This is a genomic window from Acidovorax delafieldii 2AN (assembly GCF_000175235.1).
Taxonomy (GTDB): domain Bacteria; phylum Pseudomonadota; class Gammaproteobacteria; order Burkholderiales; family Burkholderiaceae_C; genus Acidovorax; species Acidovorax delafieldii_B.
On the sequence record NZ_ACQT01000466.1, the window covers coordinates 1 to 1,649 of the forward strand.

The 1,649-nt window shown below is 67.7% G+C and carries 2 protein-coding genes; both read right to left on the reverse strand.

The features are described from left to right. Window positions 1-780, reverse strand: a 780-nt coding sequence (locus ACDELDRAFT_RS22265; RefSeq protein WP_005801040.1) for an AAA family ATPase, incomplete at its 3' end; no start/stop codon positions are given. Window positions 781-940: 160 nt separating this feature from the next. Continuing rightward, window positions 941-1,649: S1C family serine protease (locus ACDELDRAFT_RS22270; protein ID WP_005801042.1), on the reverse strand; the 709-nt coding region annotated here is incomplete at its 5' end.

A 1,649-nucleotide genomic window follows, 5' to 3' on the forward strand; every position in this document is an offset into this window, starting at 1 on the left:
CAGGGCAATGGTGGCGCGCGGGCTGGCGCCGCAGGCGATCCAGTGCGCGATGTCTTCAAGCCCCCGCTGCGCCGGAGCGCGCGTGGCGGCCACCAGCTTCACGGCGTATTGCAGCAGCGAGGGGTCGACATACACGCCGCGGCACTCGGCCTGCAGTGTGCTCAGTTGAGCCATGGTGGCCACGGGCAGTACCTGCACGGGCGCTTCGAGCGCCCGCTGGGCGATCACGAATTCTTCTTCCTCGCTGGGGTAGTCCAGCAGCACCTTCATCATGAAGCGGTCCACCTGCGCTTCGGGCAGGGCGTAGGTGCCTTCGGTTTCGATGGGGTTTTGCGTGGCCATCACCAGAAAAGGCGCGGGCACGTGGTGCGTCTCGCCGGCAATCGTGACCTGGCGCTCCTGCATCACCTCCAGCAGGGCGCTTTGCACCTTGGCGGGGGCGCGGTTGATTTCGTCGGCCAGCAGCAGGTGCGTGAAGACGGGGCCGAGCGTGGTGCTGAAATCGCCCGTTTTCTGGTTGTACATGCGCGTGCCGACCAGGTCGGAAGGCACCAGGTCGGGCGTGAACTGGATGCGCTTGAAGCTGCCCTGCAGGGTGCGGGCCAGCGTTTTGACAGTGAGCGTCTTGGCCAGGCCGGGCACGCCTTCGACCAGCAGATGCCCCTGGGCCAGCAGGGCGACCATGATGCGCTCCAGAAAACGATCCTGCCCCACCACCACGCGCTTGACCTCGTAGAGGACCTGTTCCATCAGCGTGGCGGTGTTGGTGGTGACTTCCATGGTTTCCTTCCTTGTCAGTGATCAGCAATGTGCAAACCGTCCCAAGCCCACGCGACGGGCGCCGCCAAGGCGGGAGACACCGAGCAAGGGTCGCCCTGCAGCGAGGGTGTCGTCCCCCCCGAAGGGAGAAGGCGCGAAGCGGCTCAGGGGCTGTTCCATTTCAAAACGGCGGCATGCCCACCGCGGCCGCCGCGCTTTCAATGGGCACGGCAAAGCCGATGCCGATGAAGGTGCTGGCCTCGGTGGGGTTGAGGATGGCTGTGACGATGCCCACCACCTCGCCGTCCATCGTGACCAGCGGTCCGCCCGAATTGCCCGGGTTGGCGGCCGCATCGAACTGGATCAGATGGGCCAGCGGGTTCTTGCCGTCGGGTGGCTCGAATTCGCGGTCCAGCCCCGACACCACGCCCGCCGACACCGAAGGCCCGATGCCGAAGGGAAACCCCACCGCCACCACCTGGTCGCCCGGCCGCAGGTTCTGGGTGGAGCGCAGCGGCGCGGCGGCCAGATCGTCGGGAACCTGGTGGGCCTGCAGCACGGCCAGGTCGTTCTCGGGTTGAACGCCCACGATGCTGGCGGTGGTTTCCAGCCCGTCCTGGAAGGTGACCGCGATGCGGGCGGCCCCGCGCACCACATGCAGGTTGGTGAGGATGACCCCCGAATCGACGATGACCACGCCGGTGCCGATGCCGCGCTCGACTTCGGCCTTGCCCTTGCGGGCGCGGACATAGCTCACCACCCGCACCACCGAGGGCGCCACCGCCTCCACGGCCCGTGTGGCGGGCGAGGGCAAGGGGGTGCTTTTCAGGGTGCGCAGCACGGCGGCGTCAAGGTCGGCCCGTGCGATGGGGCCGGCCGGGGTGCGTGAT